Annotated in this window: 16 protein-coding genes; 10 read left to right on the forward strand and 6 right to left on the reverse strand. The window is 69.2% G+C overall.

Annotation, left to right across the window (positions count from 1 at the left end; translation table 11 throughout):
* Positions 1 to 15: 15 nt before the first annotated feature.
* Both E9232_RS08385 and E9232_RS08390 read right to left on the reverse strand, forming a co-directional pair.
* Positions 16 to 1,554: an ABC transporter substrate-binding protein gene (locus E9232_RS08385; RefSeq protein WP_309793343.1), complete on the reverse strand. Its 1,539-nt coding sequence runs from the start codon at positions 1,552 to 1,554 to the stop codon at positions 16 to 18.
* Between the two features lie 66 nt (positions 1,555 to 1,620).
* Entirely contained in the window at positions 1,621 to 2,862 is a 1,242-nt protein-coding gene (locus E9232_RS08390) for a dienelactone hydrolase family protein (RefSeq protein ID WP_309793345.1), read from the reverse strand.
* A 154-nt stretch (positions 2,863 to 3,016) separates the two neighbouring features.
* Here E9232_RS08390 and E9232_RS08395 point away from each other — a divergent pair, with 154 nt between their 5' ends.
* Together E9232_RS08395 and E9232_RS08400 are read left to right on the forward strand one after the other, a co-directional pair.
* Entirely contained in the window at positions 3,017 to 3,520 is a 504-nt protein-coding gene (locus E9232_RS08395) for a MarR family winged helix-turn-helix transcriptional regulator (RefSeq protein WP_309793346.1), read from the forward strand.
* Positions 3,521 to 3,680: 160 nt separating this feature from the next.
* Positions 3,681 to 5,426, forward strand: a complete 1,746-nt coding sequence (locus E9232_RS08400) for a putative bifunctional diguanylate cyclase/phosphodiesterase (protein ID WP_309793349.1) — start codon at positions 3,681 to 3,683, stop codon at positions 5,424 to 5,426.
* On the opposite strand, the gene mctP is transcribed toward E9232_RS08400, so the two are convergent.
* From mctP to E9232_RS08420, 4 genes are all read right to left on the reverse strand, one after another.
* Positions 5,386 to 6,861, reverse strand: coding sequence for a monocarboxylate uptake permease MctP (mctP, locus tag E9232_RS08405; protein ID WP_309793350.1), 1,476 nt, complete (start codon positions 6,859 to 6,861; stop codon positions 5,386 to 5,388). The two genes, E9232_RS08400 and mctP, sit on opposite strands and share 41 nt — an antisense overlap.
* Positions 6,851 to 7,048 carry a DUF3311 domain-containing protein gene (locus E9232_RS08410; protein ID WP_309793351.1) on the reverse strand — a complete coding sequence of 66 codons (198 nt, stop codon included), beginning with the start codon at positions 7,046 to 7,048 and terminating at the stop codon, positions 6,851 to 6,853. Before E9232_RS08410 ends, mctP begins: the two co-directional genes overlap by 11 nt.
* Before the next feature lie 126 nt (positions 7,049 to 7,174).
* Entirely contained in the window at positions 7,175 to 8,068 is an 894-nt protein-coding gene (locus E9232_RS08415) for a hypothetical protein (RefSeq protein ID WP_309793352.1), read from the reverse strand.
* Between the two features lie 164 nt (positions 8,069 to 8,232).
* A complete protein-coding gene (locus E9232_RS08420) occupies positions 8,233 to 9,414 on the reverse strand; it encodes a hypothetical protein (RefSeq protein ID WP_309793353.1) in 1,182 nt (393 codons plus the stop codon).
* Between the two features lie 421 nt (positions 9,415 to 9,835).
* On the opposite strand from E9232_RS08420, the gene E9232_RS08425 reads away from it, so the two are divergent.
* The 8 genes from E9232_RS08425 (at position 9,836) to kynU (ending at position 17,563) form a co-directional block, all read left to right on the forward strand.
* Complete coding sequence (locus tag E9232_RS08425) at positions 9,836 to 10,609, forward strand: SDR family NAD(P)-dependent oxidoreductase (protein ID WP_309793355.1); 774 nt, start codon at positions 9,836 to 9,838, stop codon at positions 10,607 to 10,609.
* A gap of 150 nt (positions 10,610 to 10,759) precedes the next feature.
* The gene (locus tag E9232_RS08430; RefSeq protein WP_309793357.1) at positions 10,760 to 11,590 is read left to right on the forward strand and encodes an enoyl-CoA hydratase family protein; all 831 of its coding nucleotides are present in this window, start codon (positions 10,760 to 10,762) and stop codon (positions 11,588 to 11,590) included.
* A gap of 3 nt (positions 11,591 to 11,593) precedes the next feature.
* On the forward strand, positions 11,594 to 12,790 hold the full coding sequence (locus E9232_RS08435; protein ID WP_309793359.1) for an acyl-CoA dehydrogenase family protein: 1,197 nt from the start codon (positions 11,594 to 11,596) through the stop codon (positions 12,788 to 12,790).
* Positions 12,791 to 12,931: 141 nt separating this feature from the next.
* A complete protein-coding gene (locus tag E9232_RS08440) occupies positions 12,932 to 14,575 on the forward strand; it encodes a benzoate-CoA ligase family protein (RefSeq protein WP_309793361.1) in 1,644 nt (547 codons plus the stop codon).
* Entirely contained in the window at positions 14,572 to 15,048 is a 477-nt protein-coding gene (locus E9232_RS08445; protein WP_309793363.1) for an acyl-CoA thioesterase, read from the forward strand. Before E9232_RS08440 ends, E9232_RS08445 begins: the two co-directional genes overlap by 4 nt.
* A gap of 2 nt (positions 15,049 to 15,050) precedes the next feature.
* The gene (locus E9232_RS08450) at positions 15,051 to 15,476 is read left to right on the forward strand and encodes a RidA family protein (RefSeq protein ID WP_309794084.1); all 426 of its coding nucleotides are present in this window, start codon (positions 15,051 to 15,053) and stop codon (positions 15,474 to 15,476) included.
* Positions 15,477 to 15,480: 4 nt separating this feature from the next.
* A complete protein-coding gene (locus E9232_RS08455; RefSeq protein ID WP_309793365.1) occupies positions 15,481 to 16,326 on the forward strand; it encodes an alpha/beta hydrolase in 846 nt (281 codons plus the stop codon).
* Between the two features lie 4 nt (positions 16,327 to 16,330).
* Positions 16,331 to 17,563: a kynureninase gene (kynU, locus tag E9232_RS08460; RefSeq protein ID WP_309793367.1), complete on the forward strand. Its 1,233-nt coding sequence runs from the start codon at positions 16,331 to 16,333 to the stop codon at positions 17,561 to 17,563.
* Positions 17,564 to 17,612: the final 49 nt, after the last annotated feature.

Below are 17,612 nucleotides of genomic sequence, written 5' to 3' on the forward strand. Positions count from 1 at the left end.
CCCGCCGCGCGGCGCTCAGGCCTTGGTGATGCGCTGCGGCAGGATCATGCCGTTGACCTGCGGCGTCACCTTCAGGGTGTCGCGATAGAGGATCGGCTGGACATACTGGAACAGCGGGATGACGTAGCCTTCCTCGGCGATCTTGCGGTCGACCGCCTTGTAGCCGGCGATGCGCTTGGCCTCGTCCGGCTCGCTCCACAGCGGGTCGATCAGGGCCGACAGCTCGCGCTGGCGCCAGGCCGAATGGGGCGAATGGTCGTACATGGCGAAGCCGGTCGAGGTCGACGGGTCGCCGATCGCATTGCCCCAGTTGTAGAAGGCGGCCGGGTCCAGGGCGTGGCGGGCGCGCAGCTCGAAATGCTGGGCGATCTCGTAGATCTCGATCGTCGCCTCGATCCCGACCTTGCGCCACATCCCGACGATCGCCTGGATGATCTCGTAGTCCTTCGGCTTGAAGCCGCGGGTGGTCTGGATCGGGAACTTCACCGGCTTGTCCGGCGAGAAGCCGCTGGCCGCCAGCAGCGACTTCGCCTTCTCCGGATCGTGGGCGACCGTGATCGACGGGTCGAAGGCGTCGTATTCCGGCGCCTCCAGGGTGTTGATCGGCACGCCGTAACCGCGCAGCAGGCGCTGCACGATCGCCTGCTTGTCGATGGCGTGGTGCGCCGCCAGCCGGACGTTGCGGTCCAGCATCACGCCGGTGTCGGTCAGGAAGATCATGGCGATGTCCGAGACCGGGGTGCTGGCCCCGTGCAGGCCGGGCGCCGCCTTCAGCCGGTCGAACTCCTCATAGGGGACCTCGAGCGTCACCTGGGACTGGCCGGATTCGATCTCGGCCACCCGGCTGGTGGCGTCGGGAACGAATTTGAACACCACGGTCTCGAAGGCCGGCGCGCCGCCCCAGTATTTCGGGTTGGCCTTCAGCCGCAGGAAGGCGTTGCGCTCGAACTGCTCGACCTGGTAGGGGCCGGACCCCACCGGCTTCGCCTCGAAGCCGTCCGGCCCGACCTTCTCGTAATAGGCCTTGGGCAGGACATAGCCGGTCAGGAAGGCCATCCACTTGAACAGGGTCGGCTCGAAGCGCAGCACGTCGCCGGTGATGGTGCCGCCGTCGACCTTGAAGTTGCCGATGGTCGACCAGACGAACTGGATCGGGTTGCCGGTCTCCGGCTTCGCCGCCCGCTGCAGCGACCAGACCACGTCCTCCGGCGTCACCGGGTCGCCATTGTGCCAGACGGCGCCGGGCCGGACCTCCAGCACGACCTTGCTGCGGTCGGCGTTCCAGCCCCATTTGGTCAGCAGGCCGGGGGCGAAGGACAGGTCCGGCGCTTGCGCCACATAGGGGTCGAACACCGCCTGGTACAGCGACTGGATGGTCGGGTTGACCGCGGACAGCCCGACCGTCGGGTCGAAGGACGGCAGGTTGACGTTGTAGGCGATGGTGACGGCCGATCCCTCGGCCTGGGCGAAGGCGCCCTGCGGCAGGAAGGGCAGGGCGGCCCCGGCGCCGGCGAGCGCCAGGGCGTGGCGACGGGACATCGTGGTTTTGGTCATGGTTGAAGCCCCCTGTTGGTTTTTGTGATTGTCGATCGATTGGGGCGGGCGCGCCCGCCCGGTCGGCTAGCTCCCGGTGTCGGCCGCGCTCTCCTGCCAGCGCGCCATCAGCGTGTTGGACGGCAGGGCTTCGTCGACCAGCTTCCTGGCCGTCTCGGCCCCCGCGACGGGCAGGCCCTGCGGGTCCAGCAGCCCGATCTGCACCAGGACCGAGGCCTGATCCCAGTAGATGTGCTCGTTGTACAGCTTGTCGCCGCGGAAGCGGACGATCGCCACCAGCGGGATCTCGACATACCGGCCGGTCGGCTTCACGCCGGGCAGCATCCAGTCGATCTCGATGTCGTGGGTGAAGCAGAACAGCATCTCGTCGACCAGCCGGTCGACCCCGACGGTGCGGCTGATCGGCACCAGCCGGGTGTCCTTCGGCGTCTTCGGGATGAAGTGGTTGGCGTAGAAGCGAAGCAGCTGGTCATGGCCGACGCCGCCGGTCATGGTCGGGATGTGGTTGACGTAAGGCTCGGCCACCATGGTCGCCATGGTGGCGCGGGCGTCGCGGGTGGCGAACTCCAGCTCGGTGTGCCGCTCCCACAGCGCCGGCAGGTCGTAGCTCGGCCCCATCACCCGGCGGAACAGGGCCAGGCTGCGGGAATGGGCCATCAGCGACGCCGGTTTGTCGAAGCTCGCCCGCTCCGGCACGTTGAAGCCATGATCGGCGCCGGGATAGACGAAGGTTTCGACATCGCTGCGGCCGGCGAAGGCGGCGGCGATCGCCTCCCGCGTCTGCGGCGGTATGTGGCGGTCCAGCTCCGGGAAATGGAACACCATCGGGCAGCGGATCGCGGCGGCCTCGCCCAGCAGCGGGTCCAGCCCGGTGCCGTAATAGCTGACCGCGGCGTCGACATGGGTGCGCGCCGCGACCTGATAGGCCAGCCTGCCGCCCAGGCAGAAGCCCAGTGCGCCAACCTTGCCGCGGCATTCGGGCAGGCGGCGCAGCGCCGACAGGGCGGCCACGGAATCGGCGACGGCGCGCTCCACGTCCAGGCCGGCCCGCAACTCGCGGGCGCGGGCGGCGCCGGCCTCGTCATAGCCCAGCGAGACCCTGGCCTCCTGCCGCCAGAACAGGTCCGGCGCCAGCACGACATAGCCTTCCTCGGCATAGAGGTCGGCGACCGCCCGGATGTGCGCGTTGACCCCGAAGATCTCCTGCAGCAGCAGGATCCCGGGGCCGGAGCCGGCGGCCGGCACGGCGAGATAGCCCTGGAAGCGGCCGCCGTCATCGGCCGGGATGTCGACCCATCTGCTGCTCATGACCCTGGTTCCCGATCTGGTGTCCGGAGGCGGCTGGTCCTGCGGAAGGGGCGGTCCCGGGCGGCATGGTATCCGGGGGCTGCATCTTCCGCGGTTATACTTTAAACTTAAAACAGATCGGGTGACCACCAGCAGCGTTCAGGACCGAAGCGCGATGATCGACGCCGAGACCACGGTCACCGACCGGCCGAAGGACCACCATGTCGAGCTGCGGCTGTGGCTGCGGCTTCTGACCTGCAGCACCATGATCGAGCGCGAGATCCGGCGCCGCCTGGCGGACAGCTTCGACACCACCCTGCCGCGCTTCGACCTGATGGCGCAGCTGTACAAGATGCGCAGCGGCCTGACGCTGGGCGAGCTCAGCCAGCGGCTGATGGTCTCCAACGGCAACATGACCGGGCTGGTCGAGCGGCTGGTCGAGGGTGGGCTGGTGGCGCGCGAGCAGTCGCAGGCGGACCGGCGCAAGCACGTCATCCGCCTGACCGACGAGGGCGAGCGCCAGTTCACCGCGATGGCGGCGGCGCATGGCGACTGGGTCGCCGAGATGCTGGCGGGGATGGACACCGGCCAGATTGAGCGGCTGATGGAGCTTTTGGGCACCGCCAAGGCCTCGGTGGCGGGCGCCACGGTGCCGCGCGGCCGGGGCAAGGCGGGTTAGAGAGCAGATTTCGCTTGCGGTCGGCCGCCGTCCCGGGTCCTACTTTACATTATAAAATTGATTGCACTTGGGGATTTTGCCATCTGGCGCCTGTGGATATCGACCGCTGAGCGGGCACTGGGACATTGAACGGACCTCCGCAGGCCGGAGCACATCGCCGATGCTGGGCGTGGTGGATACAACCGAGGCGCTGCAGGAGATCCTGAACGCCATTGCCAATCCGGTCTTCGTCAAGGATCGCGACCACCGCTTCGTCGTCGTCAACCAGGCCCTGTGCGACATGCTGGGGCGCGACAGCGCCGCACTGATCGGCCGCTCGGATTTCGATTTCCAGCCGCGGGAGCAGGCCGCGGTCTTCTGGGCCGTCGACGACGAGGTGTTCGCCACCGGCCAGACGCATGAGAACGAGGAGGTGGTGACCGACGGCACCGGAATCATCCGGGTCGTGGTCACCCGCAAGCGGCTTGTCCATCTGCGCGGTCCCGATGGCGATCTGGTCCCGTTCCTGGTCGGCGTGATCTCCGATGTGACCCGGTTCCGCGACGCGGAAATGCGGGCCTACTATCTCGCTCACCACGATCCGCTGACGGGCCTGCCCAACCGCATCCTGTTTCGCGAAAAGCTGGATGCGGCTGTGGAGGCCGCTTGCGCCGCGGGATCGCGCTTCGCGTTGCTGCTGATCGATCTCGACGAGTTCAAGGCGGTGAACGACAGGCGCGGCCATGCCGCCGGGGACGAGGTGCTCCGCATCGTCGGCGAGCATCTGGCGGAGGTCGTCCGCTACGGCGACGCCGTCTCGAGGTTGGGCGGCGATGAATTCTGCATCCTGCAGATGCTGGATGACCAGCCGGCGGCCGGCTTGCAATTGGGTGGGCAACTGCTGGACCTCCTGTCCAAGCCGGGTGCTGCGGGGATTTCGATTGGCGCCTCCATCGGCATGGCGGTCTTTCCTGAGGATGCCGGGGACGCCGACCTGCTGCTGCACCGGGCCGACCTCGCGCTCTATGCGGTCAAACGCGGCGGCCGGCACGGCTGCCTCCGCTATGACCAGACGATGACCGCCGCGGCAGGCCGGGACCTTGCCGCGCCTCATGGTTGGGCGCTGGAGGATGACCTTCGCGCCGCGATCGGCACGGGGCAGCTTTCTCTCGCCTACCAGCCGCTGGTCGCGGCGGAGGACGGGGCCCTGCGCGGGTTTGAAGCGCTCATTCGCTGGCGGCATCCGCGCCGGGGCGACATCCCGCCTGCGGTCTTCATTCCGATCGCCGAGGCGAACGGGATGATCCACGCGATCGGCGAATGGGTCCTGCACGAGGCTTGCGCCCACGCGATGCGGTGGCAGTGGAACGCGCAGCTGGCGGTCAACATCTCCGCCGTGCAGCTCCGCACCAGCGGGTTGCCGGCGATCGTGGCGGCTGCCCTCGCCGCATCCGGCCTGTCCGCCGAGAGGCTGGAGCTGGAGATCACGGAAACCGCCCTGCTCGACGGGTCGGACCAGGTCGTCGAGGCCTTCACCCAGCTCAAGGCGCTGGGGGTGCGCTTCGCCCTGGATGATTTCGGCGCCGGCTGGTCTTCGCTCGACATGCTGCGCCGCTTCCCGTTCGACCGGATCAAGATCGATCGCAGTTTCGTGATGAGCATGCAGTCGGAGACGCGGTCGGCGGCGATCGTCCGCACGGTGCTGGGGCTGGGCCAGGCCCTCAGCCTGCCGGTCACCGCCGAAGGGGTGGAGACCGTGGCGCAGCTCACCGCGCTGCGCCAGTTGGGATGCGATCAGCTGCAGGGGCACCTGATCGGACGTCCGAAGTCCAAGGCATCGGCACCCAGCCGCCAGCCATGGGCGGCGACCGGGTGCCCCGATACGGTCACGCCGTCCGGGCGACGCGGGGTGCGGCGACGAGGTTGACCACGACGGCCGCCACGATGTTGGCCGCCAGCGCCAGCAGCCCGGAATAGACCGTGACCGTGGTGCCGCCGAAGCTCAGCGCCTGCAGCGGCTTCAGCCCGTTCTGCCACACGATCCAGCTGCCGCCGAAGAACCCGACCGCCCAGCCGGCCAGCAGGGCGGGCGCCCGGAACCAGCCGAAGAACAGGCCGAACACGAGCGCCGGCAGGGTCTGCAGGATCCAGACGCCGCCGAGCAGCTGCAGGTCGAGCGCGAACTGGGTCGGCAGGAAAACGATGACCAGCAGCGCGCCGACCTTGACCACCAGCGAGGTGATCTTGGCCACCTGCGCCTCGCCGGCATGGCTGACGCCGGGGTCGACATAGGCCTTCCAGAAGTTGCGGGTGAACAGGTTGGCGGCGCCGATGCTCATCACCGCCGCCGGCACCAGGGCGCCGATGGCGATGGCGGCGAAGGCGAAGCCTGCGAACCAGCTGGGGAACAGCGTCTGGAACAGCGCCGGCACCACGTCGTTCGGGCTGGAGACGTGCAGGTTGGCGGCGTGGCCCATGTAGCCGAGCAGCGCCAGCAGGCCGAGCAGCAGGGTGTAGGCCGGCAGCAGGGCGGCGTTCTTGCGGATGGTGTTGACGCTGGCCGAGGCGAAGATGCCGGTCAGGGTGTGCGGGTACATGAAGGCGGCGAGGGCCGAGCCGAGGGCCAGCGAGGCATAGGCCACCATCTGGCTGTCGCCCAGCAGGATGCCGCCCGACCCCTTGGCCTTGAACGCCTCGTCGGCGACCTGGAACACATGGGCGTAGCCGCCGAGCTCCCACGGGATCAGCGCGATCGCGGCCAGCACCGCGATGTAGATCATGATGTCCTTGACGAAGGCGATCAGCGCCGGGGCGCGCAGGCCGGCCGAATAGGTGTAGATCGCCAGGATGACGAAGGCGATGGCCAAAGGCAGCTCGCCGGTCAGGCCCAGCGCCTTGATCACCGCGGCCATGCCGACCAGCTGCAGCGCGATATAGGGCATCACGGCCAGGACGCCGGTGATGGCGACCGCCAGCTCCAGCCCGCGCGACCCGTACTGGCCGAACACCACGTCGCCGGCGGTGACGTAGCCCTTCTCCTTCGCCCGTTTCCACAGCTTGGGCATCACCAGGAAGACGAAGGGGTAGACGATGATGGTGTAGGGCAGGGCGAAGAAGCCGTAGGCGCCGACGGCGTAGACCAGGGCCGGCACCGCGATCACGGTGTAGGCGGTGTAGAAATCGCCGCCGACCAGGAACCAGGTGACCCAGGTGCCGAAGCGGCGGCCGCCCAGGCCCCATTCGTCGATATGGGCCATGGTCGCGCCGCGCTGCCAGCGGGCGGCGAGGAAGCCCATCACGGTGACCAGGATGAAGAAGAAGGCGAAGACGGAGATCGCGACGACGTCGAGCTCAGTCGTCATGGCGCACGCTCCGGTAGACGATCCAGATGATCAGGGCGGTCAGCGGCACCCAGGCGAACTGGTACCAGTAGAAGAACGGGAACCCCAGGATCTCCGGATCGTGCCGGTTGTAGAACGGCACCCACAGGAGCCCGAGATAGGGCAGAAGCAGCAGCCACAGGGCCGGCCGCCGCGAACGCTCTGGCATGGCGAATCTCCTCCGCGGGCCCCGGTTCCCCACCGGTGCCGATTCGGCGGCCAGCCTGCCACCGTCCGGCGGCAAGTTAATAGGAATAAACACATGGCGGGGTTGCCGGCAGCGGCCCCTGCGGCCTCAGGTCAGGAACGCGCCGGCGCTGAGGATGGTGGCGGCGATGACGATCGGGGCGGTGGACCGGTTGTCTGTCGCGATCGCGATCTGGCCGGAGGCGTCGAAGCGGACGCTGGTTTCGGCGCTGGCGACGTCGAGATAGTAGGGCCACAGCCCCGCGGCGGCGCTCAGCAGGATCAGCGCCTGGTCGGCGGCGCTGAAGGCGGCGGTCGAGGTGACCCGGACCTTCAGCCCGGACGCCACGGTGAGGGCGGCCAGGAAGCGGGGCATGGTGCCGTTCGGGCCGAAGGTGGAGTCCCAGGTGACTGTCGAGCCGGACGGCCAGGGCGCGCCGCTCCTGGTGTTGTAGGCCAGCGACATCGCCGACGACACGTACCAGTCGCCCGGGGTCGGTGCGAAGTTCAGCACATGGTCGAAGGCCAGGGTGGCGGAGACGTTGCCGGCGGCGAATTGCACGCTCGGCCCCAGGGCCGGGGCGCTGCCGGCCCATAGCCCCCAGAAGCCGGACTCCGGCCCCTCCGGGCTGCTGAAGGGGAAGGACAGCGATGGCGCCGCCTTCAGCTGTTTCGCCAGGCCGGCGCTGCCGACGCTCCAGGCCGGCGGCTTGGTGCCCCAGTCGGCCAGCCGGCGCTTGGCCGCGGCGATGGGGTCCAGCGGGTTGGTGCCGGCGATCAGCGCGCCGATCAGCGTCGAATAGGCGGTGAAGAATTCGGTGCCCGAGGCGGTGTAGAGCGGCGTGTCCAGCGGGATCGCGTCGAACAGGGACCACAGGGCCTGGTCGTCGCGGGCCGGCAGCGGCAGGGCGGGCTGCAGCACCCGGCCGGTCGGCGATGAGCGGCCGAGCGCCGCGAGCTCCGCCGCGACGAAGCGGGCCTGCAGGTCGTCGAACGAGGTCATGGCTCTTCCTTTCCGCCCGGGTCGCGGGCGGCGTCATGCGGGAGAGAGGCGGGAGACGGGGGGGCGGCGATCGGGCCGGAGCCCTGACGGATGCAGGCACCCGTCAGGGCAGGACCGCCGCGGCGTGATCCGCCCACGCCGCGGCGGTCCGTCCGGGCCGAGGACTAGGTCCTCGGGTAGTAGGTGCGGGCCAGGGCCTTCGCGGCCTGGGCCTCATGGCCGAGATAGACCTCGGCCGACAGGACGGTGCAGCCGATCACCACCGGCGCGCCGGCTTCGCTGGTGATCTTGACCTCCATCTCGCCGGTGGCCTTGAAGGTGACGGTGGTCGACGAGCTGCTCGAACCGCCGCTGCTGTAGAACGGCCACATGCCGGCGCTCGAGTTCTGCTTGATCTCGGTCTGCTCGTTCGTGCTGTAGGAGGCGGCGGACGAGACCACGATCTCCATCTGGTCGGCGATCAGCAGGTTGGATGCGAAGCGCTGCATGTTGCCCTGCGGGCCGAAGGTCTTGTCCCAGTTGATCGGGTTGGCGGGGTTCCACGGCGCCGCACCCGGGCTGTTGTAGGCCAGGCCGAACGCTGAGGAGCTGTACCAGTCGCCCGGCGTCGCGTTGAACGGCAGCACGTGCTGGAAGCTCGCCGTCAGCGACACGCCGCCGGAGGCGAACTTCTCGCTCAGCGTCGAGGTCGAGCTGCTGCCGCCCCACAGGCCGAAGAAGCCGCTGTTGGACCCGCCGGTCCAGGTGCTGGAGACATTGGTGCTCCAGTCGCCGGCCGACACGCTGAACGACCGGCTCGGGGCCTTCTTCAGCAGCGCCAGCATCTTCTGGTAGCCGGGCACGAAGTCCACGTTTTCCGTACCGGCGGGCTTGTAGGGCAGGACGTTCATCTGGGCCGCGAACACCGGGTCCAGCATCGCCGCCGCCAGGGCCGAGGCGCCGGAGACGGCGACGCCCGAGCAGGTGCCGTTGTACAGGGCCCAGTTGCGGAAGTTCATCGGGCCGGGCTTCACGTCGCCGGCCGCCAGCGCCTTCTGGTAGGCCTCGAAGCAGGCCTCGCCGATGGTGGACTGGAAGTTGTTCGGTGCCGACTGCAGGGCGGACATCACCCCCTGGTAGTTGGCCAGGAACTGGTTGCCGCCCGACACCGAGGTGTTCTGGGTCAGCGACGCCGGGGGCAGGTTGTTGAGGTAGTTCCACAGCAACTCGTCGCCCAGATTGCCGCCGGTGAGGGGGGGCGATGGCTGAATCACTTGAAACGGATCACTGGGCGAATAGCCCAGGCCCTGCGCCAGGGCATTGTAGAACCCGGCCTGCAGGTCGACGAAATTCTTGGGGTCTGCCATGGTCTGAAATCCTGATGTTGAAATGAAGGATCAGAAAAAGCCGGATGTCGAAATCCGACATCGGTCCGGTGCCGGTGATTGCGGAAGGCCTGCGTCCGGCGCGCAGCCTCCCGTTTCCGGGCGCGGCGGGCCAAGCGCGGCAGCGGCGATCGTTAAAATCAGTTTAAATATAGAACTTACATAATATAGTATTTATCAGATCATTGATTCCAAATTTCGTGTCCGCAATCGAGTTCTATTCTGCATGAATCGGTAAACGAGTCAACGGATTCTCAGGCTCTGTAATACTCGTTCGATTTTAAATAGAATGCTGTGACTGGCCGTTCATATGGCTTCCAGGGCCATCGGGCGGCGGCCGGGCGAGGCAAACGCGATCTTGTCACCGAGATGTTTTAAACTTAAAGTATCTCGGGAGGTGGCGATGACCGATCCGAACGGACTGAAGGGCAGGCACGCGCTGGTGACCGGCGGCGGCAGCGGCATCGGCGCCGCGATCGCGGCGGCGCTGGCGGGTCGCGGGGCGACCGTCACCGTGGTCGGCCGCACCGAGGCGCGGCTGGCCGAGACCGTCGCCGCCGGGCGGGCCCTGGCCTATGCCGTGGCCGACGTCACCAAGCCGGACCGGCTGGAGGCCGCCTTCGCCCGGCTGGTCGCCGACCATGGCCCCATCGACATCCTGGTCAACAATGCCGGGGCGGCGGAATCCGCGCCCTTCGCCCGCACCGATCGGGCGATGTGGGACCGGATGATCGGCCTGAACCTCGGCGCGGTGTACGAAGCCACACGGCTGGTGCTGCCGGGGATGATCGAGCGCGGCTGGGGCCGCATCGTCAACGTCGCCAGCATCGCCGGGCTGGCCGGCTATCCCTATGTCGCCGCCTATTGCGCCGCCAAGCACGGGGTGGTCGGGCTGACCCGGGCCCTGGCGCGCGAGGTCGCGGCCAAGGGCGTCACCGTCAACGCCGTCTGTCCCGGCTACACCGACACCGAGCTGGTGCGCGACGCCGTCACCCGGATCGAGGCCAAGACCGGCCGCAAGTCGGACGAGATCCTGGCCGAGTTCACCCGGGTCAACCCGCAGGGCCGCCTGGTGCTGCCGGAGGAGGTCGCGGCCGCCGTCGCCTGGCTGGCCGGGCCCGACGCCGCCAGCGCCAACGGCATCGCGCTGCCGATCGCCGGCGGCGAGGTCACGTGAGGACGAGATGCTGGTCTCTGGTTCCTTCTTTCTTTGTCATTCCCGCGAAAGCGGGAATCTCGTCGGCATCGTCATGCCGGGCGGCAAGGAGATCCCCGCTTTCGCGGGGATGACGATGGTTTTTGGTTTCCGGTGCGTCTCGAGGCCAGAATGACCGATCCGATCGTCGCCGCGCCGCTGAGCGGATACCGCGCCCGCCACTTCCTGTGGTCGGTCGAGGGCAAGGTGGCGACTGTCACCCTGAACCGGCCGGAGCGGAAGAACCCGCTGACCTTCGACAGCTATGCCGAACTGGTGGCGGTGTTCCGGGCGCTGGCAGCCGACACCGAGATCAAGACGGTGGTGGTGACCGGCGCCGGCGGCAATTTCTGCTCCGGCGGCGACGTGTTCGAGATCATCGGCCCGCTGCTGGACCGCGACATGGCGGGGCTGCTGGAGTTCACCCGCATGACCGGCGACCTGGTCAAGGCGATGCGCGCCTGCCCGCAGCCGATCGTGGCGGCGGTCGACGGTGTCTGCGCCGGTGCCGGGGCGATCCTGGCCATGGCTTCCGATTTGCGGCTGGGGACGGAGCGCAGCCGCACCGCCTTCCTGTTCACCCGTGTCGGCCTGGCCGGCTGCGACATGGGCGCCTGCGCGATCCTGCCCCGCATCATCGGCCAGGGAAGGGCGTCAGAGCTGCTGTTCACCGGCCGCAGCATGGGCGGGGCGGAGGCGGAGCGCTGGGGCTTCCTGAACCGGCTGGTCGAGCCGGAGGCGCTGCAGGACGAGGCGGCGGCCCTGGCCCGCTCGCTGGCCGACGGCCCGACCTTCGCCCATGCCATGACCAAGCGGATGCTGCACCAGGAATGGGACATGGGCGTCGACCAGGCGATCGAGGCGGAAGCCCAGGCCCAGGCGGTGTGCATGCAGACCCGGGATTTCCGCCGCGCCTTCGACGCCTTCGCCGCCAAGTCCAAGCCGGTGTTCGAGGGAAACTGAGCCATGGCCGACCGCAGCTTCCTGGACTGGCCGTTCTTCGAGGACCGGCATCGCGCTTTGGCGCTGGAGCTCGACACCTGGGCCGCCACGGCGCTGCCGGGCCTGATCGACCATCATGATGTCGATGCCTCGTGCCGCCGCCTGGTCGCGGCGCTGGGCGAGGCCGGCTGGCTGCGCCATGCCGTGCCGGCCAGCCATGGCGGGGTGTCGGCGCGGCTCGATGTCCGCAGCCTGTGCCTGATCCGCGAGACCCTGGCGCGGCATGACGGGCTGGCCGATTTCGCCTTCGCCATGCAGGGGCTCGGCACCGGATCGATCAGCCTGTTCGGCACCGATGCCTTGAAGGACCGCATCCTGCCGCCGGTCCGCGACGGCCGCACCATCGCCGCCTTCGCCCTGTCCGAACCCGATGCCGGCTCCGACGTCGCTGCCATGAGCACGACCGCCGTGCCGGACGGGCCGGATGCGGTGCGGATCGACGGGGTGAAGACCTGGATTTCCAATGGCGGCATCGCCGACCACTATGTCGTGTTCGCCCGCACCGGCGAGGCGCCGGGCGCCCGCGGCCTGTCCGCCTTCCTGGTGCCGGCCGACGCCCCCGGCCTGACGGTGGCGGAGCGGATCGAGGTGATCGCGCCGCACCCGCTGGCCACGCTGCGCTTCGAGAATTGCCGGGTGCCGCTGTCCGACCGCATCGGCGGGGCGGGGGAGGGGTTCAAGGTCGCGATGGCGACGCTGGACGTGTTCCGCTCCACCGTCGGCGCCGCGGCGCTCGGCTTCGCCCGCCGGGCGCTGGACGAGGCGCTGGGCCGCGCCCGCAACCGGCAGATGTTCGGCGCGCCGCTCAGCGACCTCCAGCTCAGCCAGGCGGCTTTGGCCGACATGGCGACCGAGATCGACGCCAGCGCCCTGCTGATCTACCGCGCCGCCTGGGCCAAGGACCGGGGTGCTGCGCGGGTCACCCGTGAGGCCTCGATGGCCAAGATGTTCGCCACCGAGGCGGCGCAGCGGGTGATCGACCGCGCGGTGCAGCTGTTCGGCGGCCTCGGCGTCATGCGCGGGGTGAAGGTCGAGGAGCTGTATCGCGAGATCCGGGCGCTGCGCATCTATGAGGGCGCCACCGAGGTTCAGAAGATCGTCATCGCCCGCCAGTTGCTGGCGGAGGCTGAAGGACACACGGATGGGCGGCTTTGTCGCTGACCTTCCCTATCTTGTCATGCCACGGCTTGACCGTGGCATCCAGGGGCGGCCGGAGCGGCTCTTGGTGGCCCCTGGATTGCCCGGTCAAGCCGGGCAATGACAAGGAAAAGGGGTGGCAGAGATAGAAACGGGAGAGGCGTGATGGAGACGATAAGCGCGCATATCGACCGCTTCGCCGGCGACAACCTTCCGCCGCGGGAGCAGTGGCCGGAGTTCCGCTTCACCCTGCCGGCGCTGCAGTATCCGGCGCGGCTGAACTGCGTGGCCGAGCTGCTGGACCGCCATGTCGCCGAAGGCCGTGGCGACCGACCATGCCTGATCGGCCCTGATGTCGAATGGTCCTATGCCGAGCTGCTGGACCGGGTGAACCGCATCGCCCATGTGCTGGTGCGGGATTTCGGGCTGGTGCCCGGCCACCGCGTGCTGCTGCGGTCGGCCAACAACCCGATGATGGTCGCCTGCTACCTCGCCGCGCTGAAGGCCGGGGCGGTGGTGGTCGCCACCATGCCGCTGCTCCGCGCCAAGGAACTGGCCTTCATGATCGAGAAGGCACGGATCGGGCTGGCGATCTGCGACGCCAAGCTGCTGCCCGACCTGGAGGCGGCGCGGCCGCTGGCCCCGGCACTGCAGGACATCCTCAGCTTCGGCGGCGACGGCGCCGATCTCGAAGCCCGCATGGCCTCGGCCCCAACGGAGTTCGCACCCGTCGACACGGCGGCGGAGGATATCTGCCTGATCGGCTTCACCTCGGGCACCACCGGGGTGCCCAAGGGCACCATGCACCACCACCGCGACCTGCTGGCGATCTGCGACGCCTATTCCGGCCAGGTGCTGCAGCCGAACGAGTCGGACCGCTTCATCGGCAGCCCGCCGCTGGCCTTCACCTTCGGCCTGGGTGGGCTGGTGCTGTTCCCGATGCGGGCCGGGGCCTCGACCGTGCTGCTGGAGAAGGCGTCGCCGCCGGAGCTCTTGGACGGCATCGAGCGCTTCCGCCCGACCATCTGCTTCACCGCGCCCACCGCCTACCGCGCCATGCTGGGGCAGAAGGCGGGGCGCGACCTGTCCAGCCTGCGCCGCTGCGTCTCGGCCGGCGAGGCGCTGCCGCCCGCCACCTTCGAGGCGTGGCGCGACGCCACCGGGATCGAGATCACCGAAGGCATCGGCGCCACCGAGATGCTGCACATCTTCATCGCCTCGCGCCCCGGCGCGGTGCGGCCGGGCGCCACTGGCACGGTGGTGCCGGGCTATGAGGCGAAGATCGTCGACGCCGGTTTCAACACGCTGCCCGACGGCGAGGTCGGGCGGCTGGCGGTGCGCGGCCCGACCGGCTGCCGCTACCTCGCCGACGACCGCCAGCGCGCCTATGTCCAGGATGGCTGGAACGTGACCGGGGACACCTATCGCCGCGATGCCGACGGCTATTTCTGGTACCAGGCGCGGTCGGACGACATGATCGTGTCCTCCGGCTACAATATCGCCGGGCCGGAGGTGGAGAACGCGCTGATGACCCATCCGGCGGTGCAGGAATGCGGCGTGGTCGGCGTGCCCGACCCGGACCGCGGCCAGATCGTGAAGGCCTATGTCGTGCTGAAGCCCGGCACGCCCGCCAATGCCGAGACGCTGAAGGCACTGCAGAACCATGTGAAGGCCGAGATCGCGCCCTACAAATACCCGCGGGCGATCGAATTCCTCGATCGGCTGCCGCGCACCGAGACCGGCAAGCTGCAGCGCTTCCAGCTGCGCCGCATCGCCGAAACCCCTGCCGCCGCGGTCAAGGCCTCATGACCGAAGCCCGCCCCCCGCGCGCCCGGCCCCTGGCCGCCGCCGACCTGCCGGCCGCCGCCTTCGCGGCAAGGCAGCCGATCCGGTTCGAGCATTGCGACACCGCCGGCATCGTCTTCTTCGCCCGCTACTTCACCATGATGCAGGGCGCGGTGGAGGATTGGTTCGGGGTGGAGCTGGGGCTCGACTACGCCGGCATCATCCAGCGCCGGCGGGTCGGGCTCGGCTATGCCCATGCCGAATGCGACTATTTCAAACCGGGCCGGCTGGGCGATGTGCTCGGCCTGACCGTGCTGGTCGACACGATCGGGCGCAGCTCGATCGGCCTCGCCATCCACGGCCATCGCGACGGCGAACCGGTGCTGGTCGGGCGGCTGGTGCTGGTGACCACGGATATCAACGAGGCAGCGGCGATCCCGGTCCCGGACGACATCCGGAGCGCGGTGGAATCCTATCAGCGGAGATGTGCGACGTGACCATGATCGGGCGACCCGAAAGCCGGGGGCCGGGCGGCCTGGTGGCGCTGCAGCCGGAAGGCTGGCCGGCGCCGAAGGGCTATGCCAACGGCATGATGGGGCGCGGCCAGGTGATCTTCGTCGGCGGCCAGATCGGCTGGGATGCGGAAGGCCGCTTCGCCGACGGCATGGTCGGCCAGATCGCCCAGGCGCTGCGCAACATCCTGGCGGTGCTGGCCGAAGCCGGGGCCGGACCGCAGCACATCGCCCGGCTGACCTGGTACGTCACCGACCTCGAGGCCTACCGCGCCAACCTCAAGCCACTCGGCCGCGCCTATCGCGAGGTGATGGGTGCGAACTACCCGGCCATGGCGGTGATGCGGGTGGTCGAGCTGGTCGAGCCCGACGCCCTGGTCGAGATCGAGGCCACCGCGGTGCTGCCGGAGTAAGGTCATGACCACCCTCCGCTACGACGACCCGGACTGGTGCGAGCGGGAGTACAACCCACGGGTCACCATCCCCGACCTCGCCGCCGTGTTCGGCCGCTGGGTCGAGACCGCCGCTGCCACCCGGGCGCGGCAGCCGCACCAGTCCGGCCTCGCCTATGGCGACGACCCGCGCGAGGTGCTGGACATCTTCCGCGCCGACCGGCCGCGCGGCACCGTGGTCTTCATCCATGGCGGCTACTGGCGCGCCTCGTCGAAGGACGAGGTGTCCTGGGCCGCTGCGGCGCTGGTCCCGGCCGGCTTCACCGTGGTGGTGCTGAACTATCCGCTGTGCCCGCAGACCACGATCGCCGGCATCACCGAGAGCTGCCGCCGCGCCATCGCCTTCGCCTGGACGGAACTGCTGGACGAGGCCGAGCGGCGGACGGTGATCGTCGGCGGCCATTCCGCCGGCGGCTACCTCACCGCCGCGATGCTGGCCACCGACTGGGCGGCGCGCGGCCTGCCGGCGGCGCCCTTCGCCGGCGGGGTGTCGATCTCGGGCATCTTCGACCTGCGGCCGCTGCTGCGCACCAGCATGAACGAGCTGATCCGCCTGACCCCCGACCAGGCGACGGCCTGGAGCCTGCACGAGGTGCCGGAGCCGACGCTTGGCGCGCCGCTGGAACTGCTGGTCGGCGGCGCGGAGCCGTCGGAGTTCCACCGCCAGTCGGCGCTGATGGAAGCGGCCTGGCCGCGCCTCGCCCGCACGCCGATCACGGTGCCGGGCCGGCACCATTTCGACGTGGTGGAGGAGATCGGCCGCCACGGCACGTCGGTGTTCGATGCGGTGCTGCGGCTGGCGCGGAGCTGAGGCCATGACCATCGACCGCGCCCAGTGCCAGGCCCTCGACCGCGACGACCCGCTGCGGGGCTGCTGCGACCGCTTCCTGCTGCCGGACGGCGTGCTGTATCTCGACGGCAACTCCCTCGGCGCCTTGCCGCAGGGCGTGGCCGCGCGGGTTGGGGCCACGGTGACGGAGGAGTGGGGGCGGGGGCTGATCCGGTCCTGGAACACCGCCGGCTGGTATGCCTCGCCGCAGCGTGCCGGGGCGAAGACAGCGCGGCTGATCGGGGCCGGGGCGCATGAGGTCACGGTCACCGACGCGATCTCGATCAACTTGTTCAAGCTGCTGGTCGCCGCCTGCCGGATGCGGCCGGACCGCACCGTGATCGTGGCCGAGGCCGGCAATTTCCCCTCCGACCTCTACGTCGTCGACAGCGTCGCCCGGATGATGGGCTGCAGCGTCCGCCGGGTCCGGGCCGGGGAGGTCGCGGCGGCGATCGACGGCGACACCGCGGTCGCCACCCTGTCCGAGATCAACTTCAAATCCGCCGAGCGCCAGGACATGGCGGCGGTGACCGCTTCCGCCCATGCCCAGGGCGCGCTGATCTTGTGGGACCTCGCCCATTCCAGCGGCGCGGTCGATGTCCGGCTGAACCAAGCCCGGGCCGATTTCGCCATCGGCTGCGGCTACAAATTCCTCAATGGCGGGCCTGGCGCGCCCGGCCATCTCTTCGTCGCCGAACGGCATCTCGCCGCGGTCGACCAGCCGCTGACCGGCTGGTTCGGCCATGCCGAGCCCTTCGCCTTCACCGAGGATTTCGCCCGGGCCGACGGCATCCGCAGCCTGCTGTGCTCGACCCCGCCGATGCTGTCGATGGCGGCCTATGAGACGGCGCTGGAGGCGTATGACGGCATCGCCATGGCGGATGTCGAAGCCAAGGCGCGGGCGATGGGCGACCTGCTGATCCGCCTGTTCGACGAAAGGCTGGCGCCGCTCGGCTGTCGGCTGGAAAGCCCGCGCGACGGGGCGCGGCGCGGCAGCCATGTCTCGATCGGCCACGATCAGGGCTATGCCGTCATGCAGGCGCTGATCGCCCGCGGCGTGATCGGTGACTTCCGGGCGCCGGATGTGATGCGCTTCGGTCTGACCCCGCTCTATCTCGGCTATGCCGATGTGTTCGACGCCGTGGCGGCGGTCGAGACGGTGATCGCCGGCCGGGTGTACGAGGCGCCGGAATTCCAGCGGCGCCACGCGGTGACCTGAGCACGGGCATAGGCAAGGCCGGAGCGCCGGTTCTAGACTGGCGGCATGA

Source organism: Inquilinus ginsengisoli (assembly GCF_031453975.1).
GTDB classification, from domain to species: Bacteria; Pseudomonadota; Alphaproteobacteria; order DSM-16000; family Inquilinaceae; genus Inquilinus; species Inquilinus ginsengisoli_A.